Genomic DNA, 9768 nt, shown 5'->3' with positions numbered 1-9768 from the left:
TTATCGATCAGGGTAAAAAGAATATAGCCTTGGTTACCACTGATATAAATGTGGAACAAATTATAGAGCGATACGATGGTTATAAAAAAGCATTGGAAGATAATGGGATCGAATATAATGACAACCTGGTTTTAAAGATCCACTTTAACCAGGAAGAAGGCGAAACGATTGCTCAGATTCAAGAACTCTTCGAAAATAAAAAAATCGATGCAGTGTTATTTGCAACCAATTATTTAGCGATTAGTGGCTTAAAAGCGCTAAAACAAATCAATAAAAAAGTAGGAGATGATTTAGGAGTTATCGCATATGATGATCATGAAGCATTCGAACTGCACACCCCCCGTATTTCTGCTGTCCAACAACCCCTGGAAGAAATAGCTGAAACCATTATTAAACTCATTTTAAACCAACTTTCCTCAAAAGGTAAATCACCTGCTGAAGAGGTAATTATCCCCGCCCGTTTAGTCATTAGAGACTAGAAAAAAATCATCCCTCAYTCGATTGTAATATTTTTTTTACTTACTAAAACGTTTTATTATAATTTAAAATTGCTATAATTGATCTACTAAAACGTTTTAGCATAGCCGGACTAATTTTATGAGTATTACAGCAGTTCTCTACTGAATTTTAATGGATTGTATTAGCTACAGGGATAGATCTTCTCGTTGGGATTTTTTCTGTTTGTCCAATCAAATCTTCAAAACAATAAGATAATAGAAAACGTCAGACACTTAGCCTGTCTGGCCATCGCTTTCGCAGATAAATAATACCAGAAACAAAAACTAATCATTTATAATTAAAACAAAACCGTTAATGAAAATTAATTTACTCAAAATTACGGGACTGTCTGCTGCCATTGTGCTGCTAAATAGTCCGGCGTTTTCAATGAATTTGGAGTGGGAAGGTACCCGGAGGTTCTTGAATGATAACAAGCTCTATGGGCGGGTTCAGGCGCAAAAAAATGTTACCGGAACAGTGGTAGATGATAGTGGCCTGCCAGTTCCAGGTGCCAGTATCAAAAATCAAGCTACCGGTAGAACAACCCTTACCGATGCTAATGGAAAATTTGCTATCGAGGCCGATGCCGGGCAGGTGCTTCGTTTTACTTACGTTGGTTACGATACACAGGATATAACTGTTGGCCAATCGTCAGTTATCAATGTAAAATTTGCGGTATCAAAAAATACAAACCTACAGGAAGTAACTGTTGTTGCTGTTGGGTACGGCACCCAATTGCAAAAGGAGGTAACTTCAGCAGTTGCGCACGTTGGTGCTGAAGATTTCAGACAAAGTGGTTCAAGAAATGCATTAGACCTTATCCAAGGTAAGGTTGCTGGTTTAAACATCACACGTAGTGGTTCAAATCCAAACTCTGGTGTTAGTGTTCAGCTTCGTGGTGTAGTTACAGTAACGGGAAGCTCAAGTCCGTTATTTGTAATCGATGGAATTCCTGGCGGTAATCCAGATTTATTGCAACAAGATGATATCGAATCAATCGACGTTTTAAAGGATGGTTCTGCAGCTGCAATTTACGGTTCTAGTGCCAATGCAGGGGTAATTTTAATTACCACTAAAAAAGGTAAAGCCGGCCCTCCTCAATTCAACTATTCTGGTTACGCCAGAAAAGAATATTATAATCAATGGTTAGATTTCTTGTCGCCGGCAGATTATAAAGCGAAAATTGCCTCAGGCGAGATTAAACAACAAAATTTTGGAAGTGAAACTGATTTTGTTGACCAGTTAATCAATCATGATAACCTGACTCAAAACCACAACTTAAACTTTAGTGGTGGCACTGATAAAACGAGCTATAGAGCAAGTATTAACTATCGCGATTTACAAGGTATTGCAAAAGAAAATAGTCGCGAAGAATATACTTTAAGGTTTAACATTAACCAAACAGGTTTAGACAACAGATTAAAAATTCAGGCGAACCTGGTAACTAACTTTAACAAAGCCAACTTACTTGGTGGCGGCGGCTGGGAAAGTGAGCAAACCAAAAACCCTACTTTATCCAACTACAATCCAGACGGAACTTATCGTTTCGATTTAACCAGTACCAACGAGTTTGCCCGTTTGGCTCAAGAAACTTCTTACCGTAAACAACAAACCAGTTCTGCAGATATTAAAGCTGATTTAGACATTGTAAAAGGTTTAAAAGGTTCAATTTTTGGTTCTGTAACCCGCGATAACCGTAACGATGGGCAATACCGCCTTAAAGCAAGCGAAAACTCATTGGAAAATACAGATTTTCCAGGTGGTGGTTATGCTTATAAAGGTGATTATTTATCGCAGGCATGGGCTGTAGAGCCAACTTTGCAGTATAATACAACAATTGCATCGAAACACAATTTAACTGCTTTGGTAGGATATAGTTATCGTTATTTCATGGAGGAGAGCTCAAGTGCATCTAACCGTGGGTTTATAAACGACTTATTCCACGAGGATAACTTAGGCCAAGGTGCCGCTCTGGGTGTTGGTAAAGCTTCGATGAGCAGTGGTAAAAATGATAACACGTTAATCGCTTTCTTTGGTAGGATTAACTATAACTACGATGGTAAATATTTATTGACTGCTACTTTAAGAAGAGAGGGCTCATCTCGTTTCGGTGATAACAATAAATGGGGCAACTTCCCTGCAGTTTCAGGAGCCTGGAACATTACTCAGGAAGATTTCATGAAAAATATCACCTGGGTTAACAATTTAAAATTAAGGGTTGGTTATGGAGAGACAGGTAACAGTGGTTTTGCAAACAATGCATCAAGGGTAACTCTTGGTGGCGGTGGTAGATATTTATATCCGGACGGACAATATCTTGAAACTTATGGACCTAATAGAAATCCAAATCCAAACCTTAAATGGGAGACTAAAAAAGAAAGTAACATCGGTTTAGAGTTTAGCTTATTAAAAAGTAAACTATCCGGTACATTAGACCTATTTAAACGTACCACTAAAGATTTATTGGATACCTATACTTCTCCTCAACCTCCATTWGTTCAAAGCTCAATTTACACTAACGTAGGTACAATCTCTTCAAAAGGTATTGAGCTTGCATTAAGTTATGCTGCATTTAATACCAAAGATTTTAGCTGGGATATTGATGCAACAGCGAGCACACTAAAAAACACTTTGGATTCTTATTCAAATGATGAGTATAAAATTTTATACAAAACGTTTGGTGGAATTGGTGGTGCTGGTGCCTTAGGAGATGCTATTGTAACTTATGAAGGAGGTGCTTTAGGTGAATTCTGGGGCAAAAAATTCGCTGGTTTTACTGCTGATGGTAAATGGTTGTTCTACAACAGAAACGGCCAGGCTGTACCAAACGCACAGATCAATAACTCCAGAGATAAAAACGTAACAGATTTACAAATGATCGGGAATGCGATTCCTAAGTATTACGCATCAATGGCACATAATTTCAGATACAAGCAATTTGATTTACGTGTTTTCTTAAGAGGTAAGTTCGATTATGATATCTTAAACAGAAATGCACTTTCTTATGCAAATAAAACATGGTCTGGTAACTTATTGTCAAGTACTTTCGATAAATACAGCCAAATCAATGATACCTATATGTATTCTGACTACTATTTGGAAAAAGGAAGTTACGTTAAATTAGATGAAGTAACCATTGGTTATAATTTCAAATTAAAAACCAAATTAATTAGAAACATGCGTGTTTATGCAACTGGACAAAACTTAGCTACCATTACTGGTTACACAGGTAGCGATCCAGATTTCATTGCAGATACTGGTACTGGGCCAGGTGTAGATAACAGTGGTGCTTATCCAAGTACCCGTACTTTCTTGTTTGGATTAAATGTTGGATTTTAAAGATTAAAAAAATGAAAAATAAATCAATCATATGTAGTTTGCTCATAGGTACTTTGTTGCTTACAAATGCCTGCACCAAGTTAGATGAAAATGCTTATGATCAGCTATTGACAGATAACTTCTATAATAATAAAGCTGAGGTTTTATCGGCGGTTTTAAGGCCCTATACGCACGCAAACGCATGGGTTACCCCATCTGGTCAGGATGGCTGGTGGCGCTTAGCTGAACTTTCAGGAGATCAGTTAGCATGGCCAACAAAAGGACGTCATGGCGAAGATGGCGGTAAATGGAAAAGACTACATTACCATACCTGGACGACAGATGAAAGCGGAATTAACAACGCATGGTCTTTAATGTTTTGGGGCATGGGTTTATGTAATGACCCTATTGAGAATATCGAAAAACGTGATATTTCGCAAATGGGGATTACGCTAGWTGAAAAAGAAGCCTTTATTGCAGAATTGAAGCTATTAAGAGCATTTCATTATTTAAAATTAATGGACTTGTTCGGTAATATTCCTGTGGTTACACAAGTAGGTACTCCCGCAAAACCAGAAACAAAATCCCGTAAAGACGTATTCAATTTTATTGAATCAGAAATTAAAACAAACATTGATAAAGCGCCTAAATTATCGCGTGGTATGCTCGGCCGTATGAGCCAGGCAGGAGCTTATGCCATGTTGGTCGAACTTTATTTAAATGCTGAGGTTTGGACCGGTACACCACGCTGGGATGATTGTATTGCTGCTGCAAATAAACTGATAGCTGGAGATGGAGGTGCCCAAAATGGCACAATGGGATTAGATCCAAATATTACCGATCAGTTTAAAACCACAAACGACCTGTCTAAAGAAGTTATTTTCTCTATTGCTTATAATTATTCAATAGCTAACTTTCAACCATCTTGGCCGGGAGAGTTCTATCACTTTAAGCAACAACAGATTTATGGTGGTGGCAGAAACGGTAACGATGGTATTGTGTTAATCCCTGGCGTTTTTACTACCTACGAAGATGCTGACTTAAGAAAAAGAGGATGGCTTTTAGAAGGACCAATGTTTCAATTTGCTGCTCCAGCTGAACCAGTTCTGGCATCAGAAGAGTATAATGGATCGCAATTGACTTTTGTAGATAACATCCGTAAAAATAAAACGGGTTCTACAGTAAGTAATATGAGCGAAGGCGAAGAGAACTCAGGTGTCCGTTTTAACAAATATAAATTGGGTAACCAATTTGCGGGCCCTGGTGGTGTTCCGTCAATTGATCCGAATTACAACAATGGCGATTGGAATATCTATCGTTTAACGATGATTTATTTTGCTAAAGCAGAAGCGATTATGCGTAAAAATGGGGGCGTAGCTACAGCAGAAGCTGTTCAATTAATTAACGATTGTAAAAAACGTGCATTTAGTGAGGCAGATTTTGCCACCCGTGCCTACACTACAACAAGTTTAACTTTAGATGAGCTTTTGGCTGAAAGAGGCAGAGAATTTATTTTCGAAGGAATGAGGAGAGATGATTTAATCCGTTTTGGTAAATTTGCAACCGGTAGTTGGTGGGATCACACTGCATCTACCGCAACTAAAGCACTTTATCCAATTCCGCAAAGACAAAGAGATCTGAACGGAAATCTAACTCAAAATCCAGGCTACTAATTCGTAACCAAAAAAAGGTGTCCAAAATTGGGCACCTTTTTTGGTTATTTTTTGACCAAATCTTTGTAACCTATATGTTACGGATTTAAAGGGTAAAAGATGTACATTTTTTTACTAATATTGAATTAGTAAAACGTTTTACTTTAATCGACTACCAAGCACCAATAATCCATTTAATCTAGCGGTCATTTTTTCGTTTTTCTGTGATCAGAATTAGAAAGTTGAGCGATAAAATTAGGTAAAACGATTTATTAATGAACCAAATATTAATTTATGAGAAAACTTTCCTTAGTAGCACTTTGTCTTTTTTTTAATTTAATTACAAAAGCACAAGATAAAGCACCCGCTTATCCCTTAATTACACATGATGCATATTTCAGTATTTGGTCTTTCGGCGATGGGCTTAACCAATCGGTAACTAAACATTGGACAGGAAGAAATACTCCCTGCTGCCGATGCATTAAAATACCAGGCCAGCTACAGTTTCGACAAACCTGAAGCAGGTTGGGAAAATAACAGTTATAACGATAATAGCTGGAAAAAAGCCGAAGCCCCTTTTGGAGACGATAATTCTGCCAAAACAAAATGGAATAGCGATGATCTTTATTTTAGAAGGACCTTCGATGTAGACAATGTATCGGCCGCAAAAAAATACCTGAAACTCAATCACGATGATAATGTAATTGTTTATTTAAATGGGAAAGTAATTTATAAAAAGAATGGATGGGTTTCTGATTATATTTATGTGCCAATTGAAGTTGGGATTTTAAAAACAGGAAAAAATGTATTGGCCATACATTGTAAAAATACAGCCGGTGGCAGGCATTTAGATGCCGGGCTTGTAGAAGAAGCTGCAGACAATGTAAAAATTACTCCCGCCACTCAAACCAATGTATCCATTCAGGCTACCACTACCAAATATACTTTTAGCTGTGGCCATGTAGAACTACAGGTAGCTTTTACCTCTCCATTATTACTCAATGATATTAAAYTAACCGCCAGGCCAATCAGTTATATCAATTACACCGTAAAATCTACTGATGCCAAGCCGCATAGTGTTGATATTTTCTTTGGCGCATCATCAAACCTGGCTGTAAATACACCAAACCAAAGTGTATCGGCGTGGAAGCGTTCGAAAAACAATCTCTCCATCTTAAAAACAGGGACTGTAGAACAGCCAGTATTAAAGAAACGGGGCGATGATCTGCGTATCGATTGGGGCTATTTATATGTGGCCGTTCCCGCTAAGTTTAATGCCACTCAGTTTATAGCTACACAGAACGAAAGCTTAAAAAGTTTCGTCGATTCCAAATATCCAACACAAACACAGGTTTTAAATTCGAAAAACCTGAACCTAAGCAGTATTATTCCTTTCGGTTCGGTTTCTTCAAGCCCGGTAGATAAATATATGATGTTGGGCTATGATGACCTAAAATCGGTTGAATATTTTGGCGAAAAGCTACAGCCGGTTTGGCGACAGACTGGTTCACAGCAATTCGAAGATCAGCTGGCCGAGGCGAATACCCAATACCCTTCATTAAAAACCAAGTGTGCCATTTTTGATGCCAAACTATACGCCGATGCTGAAAAAGCAGGTGGCAAAGAATATGCAGATCTATGTAAACTGGCTTATAGGCAGGCTATTGCGGCGCACAAAATTGTATATGCACCAAATGGTGATATCCTGTTCCTATCGAAAGAAAATTTTAGTAATGGATCAATCAATACAGTGGATGTAACTTATCCATCAGCACCACAATTTTTAGTGTACAATCCCGAATTGCTAAAAGGAATGTTGAATGGCATTTTCTATTACTCAGAAAGCGGAAAATGGAAGAAACCATTTGCGGCACACGATTTAGGTACTTATCCTTTAGCCAACGGCCAAACCTATGGTGAAGATATGCCTGTAGAAGAAGCCGGTAATATGATCATCTTAACAGCTGCCATAACCAAAGCAGAGGGAAATGCAAAGTATGCCGAGAAACATTGGGAGGTAATGTCTGTATGGGCAAACTATCTGCTAAGAGAAGGTTTCGATCCGGCCAATCAATTATGTACGGACGATTTTGCTGGCCATTTGGCCCGGAATTCGAATTTATCGGTAAAAGCCATTGTAGCTTTAGGCGCTTATGCACAAATGGCGCAATTATTAGGCAAGGCCGATGTAGCTACAAAATATAGAACAGCTGCCTTACAGATGGCCCAGAACTGGATGAAACTTGCCGATGATGGCGATCATTACGCTTTAACTTTTAATGATAAAAATACCTGGAGCCAGAAGTACAACCTCGTTTGGGACAAACTTTTAAAACTTGATCTTTTTCCTAAAGAAGTATACAAAAAGGAAATCAACTTTTATTTAACCAAACAAAAAGATTTCGGATTACCGTTGGACAGCCGTAGAACTTACACCAAATCTGACTGGATTATGTGGACAGCTACCTTGGCTGATAACCAAGCCGATTTTCAAAAATTTGTAAGTCCGATATATCGTTTTGCAACCGAAACGGAGAGTAAGGTGCCATTGAGCGACTGGCATGAAACTACCAATGGGAAAATGACAGGCTTTCAGGCAAGAAGTGTTGTTGGCGGTTATTTCATCAAGATGTTAGCCGATAAATGGAATATTAAATAATCATATAATCAACGTTTGTAAGCTCATAACTGCGCTCACAAATGCAAATACACAGCCTGGTTTTGGTTATATCAGCTGGAAAGAATAAACACACAAACAAATGAAATTTAAATTAATCGCATCCATTTTATGCTGCCTTGCTGCCAAAGGTTTACTGGCGCAGCAGAAAGATTGGGTGCACTACGTTAACACACTTCAGGGCACAAATTCTAAGCACGAACTCACCAGGGGCAATACCTACCCAACAACGGCACTGCCATTTGGCATGCACACCTGGACACCCCAAACCGGTAGAAATGGCGATGGTTGGAAATATCAGTATTTTAAAGATAAAATCAGAGGTTTTCAGCAAGCGCATCAATGCAGTTCGTGGACGAGAGACTATGCGGTATTTTCTTTAATGCCAATGGTTGATGACCTGATAGTAAATGAAGATAAACGCGAAACTAAATTTAGTCATCAGGATGAGATTGCTAAACCAAACTATTATAAGGTAACATTCGAAAATGATATTACCACCGAAATTTCACCTTCAGAGCGTGGCGCACACCTCAGGTTCAGCTATCCAAAAGGCAAAAGAAGCTTTTTAATTTTAGACGGGTACAACAGATTAAGTGGTGTTCAGATCTATCCTAAAGAAAATAAAATAACGGGCTGGGTAAACAATGGCGAAGGTTTTAAAAGAGGTTGGAAAAGTTATTTCGTAATCCAGTTCGATCAACCGATTAAGTCTTACGGTACTTGGGAGAATAAACGTAATACCATTGCAAAAGATTCTATTTCAGCTGAAGGATTGGGAAAAGGTGCATTTGTACAGTTCGAATCTGGTACAAAGGTGCAGGTGAAAACTGCTTCATCTTATATCAGTTTACAACAAGCCGAACTCAATTTAAAAAGAGAACTGGGCAATGATAAGACCTTAGAAGATACCAAAGCCCATGCTGCTGCGGTGTGGAATAAATCGCTCGGTAAGATAGAAGTAGAAGGCGGATCTAAAGCAGATATGGAAACTTTTTATTCTTGCTTTTTTAGGGCAAGCCTGTTCTCCAGAAAGTTTTATGAAATAAATGAAGCCGGAAAACCATATTACTTTAGTCCGTATGACGGTAAAGTGCATGATGGATATATGTTTACCGATACGGGTTTCTGGGATACCTTCCGTGCGCAATTTCCACTAAACACACTGGTGCAACCAGAAATGCACGGTCGTTATATGCAGGCCATGCTCGATGCCTATGAGCAATGTGGTTGGTTGCCATCGTGGTCTTTTCCCAGCGAAGCTGGAAGTATGATTGGTAATCACGCTATTTCTTTGTTAACCGATGCCTGGGCAAAAGGAATCAGAACGTTCGATCCGAAAAAGGCGCTGGATGCTTATTATCACGAAGCGATGAATAAGGGGCCATGGGGTCCTGCAAATGGTAGGGATGGTGTAACAGAATATAACCAATTGGGTTATGTGCCTTATCCAAAATACAGAGAAGCTACAGCCAAAACACTAGAGTATGCCTACGATGACTATTGCGCTTACCATTTGGCAGAAATGATTGGAGATAAGCATTATATGAAGGTTTTTGAGAAACCCATGTTCAATTATAAAAATGTTTATGATCCTTCTACCCGTTTTATGAGGGGTAGGAA

Annotated in this window: 6 protein-coding genes; all 6 read left to right on the top strand. The window is 38.6% G+C overall.

Annotation, left to right across the window (positions count from 1 at the left end; genetic code table 11):
- Window positions 1-479, top strand: a 479-nt coding sequence (locus AC1DND_RS16195) for a substrate-binding domain-containing protein (RefSeq protein WP_477583135.1), incomplete at its 5' end; no start/stop codon positions are given.
- A 334-nt stretch (window positions 480-813) separates the two neighbouring features.
- A complete protein-coding gene (locus AC1DND_RS16190) occupies window positions 814-3837 on the top strand; it encodes a SusC/RagA family TonB-linked outer membrane protein (protein ID WP_477583133.1) in 3024 nt (1007 codons plus the stop codon).
- A gap of 11 nt (window positions 3838-3848) precedes the next feature.
- On the top strand, window positions 3849-5489 hold the full coding sequence (locus tag AC1DND_RS16185) for a RagB/SusD family nutrient uptake outer membrane protein (RefSeq protein WP_477583131.1): 1641 nt from the start codon (window positions 3849-3851) through the stop codon (window positions 5487-5489).
- A gap of 273 nt (window positions 5490-5762) precedes the next feature.
- Window positions 5763-5987: a DUF4964 domain-containing protein gene (locus AC1DND_RS16180; RefSeq protein ID WP_477583129.1), complete on the top strand. Its 225-nt coding sequence runs from the start codon at window positions 5763-5765 to the stop codon at window positions 5985-5987.
- Entirely contained in the window at window positions 5914-8127 is a 2214-nt protein-coding gene (locus tag AC1DND_RS16175) for a glutaminase domain-containing protein (RefSeq protein WP_477583137.1), read from the top strand. The genes AC1DND_RS16180 and AC1DND_RS16175 overlap by 74 nt, the downstream gene beginning before the upstream one ends.
- Window positions 8128-8227: 100 nt before the next feature.
- A partial coding sequence (locus AC1DND_RS16170; RefSeq protein WP_477583127.1) for a GH92 family glycosyl hydrolase occupies window positions 8228-9768 on the top strand: 1541 nt, incomplete at its 3' end.

The organism is Pedobacter sp. 01N416, assembly GCF_056399685.1.
Note: the sequence above shows the minus strand (reverse complement) of the source record. Positions and strands in the feature narration are given on the sequence as shown.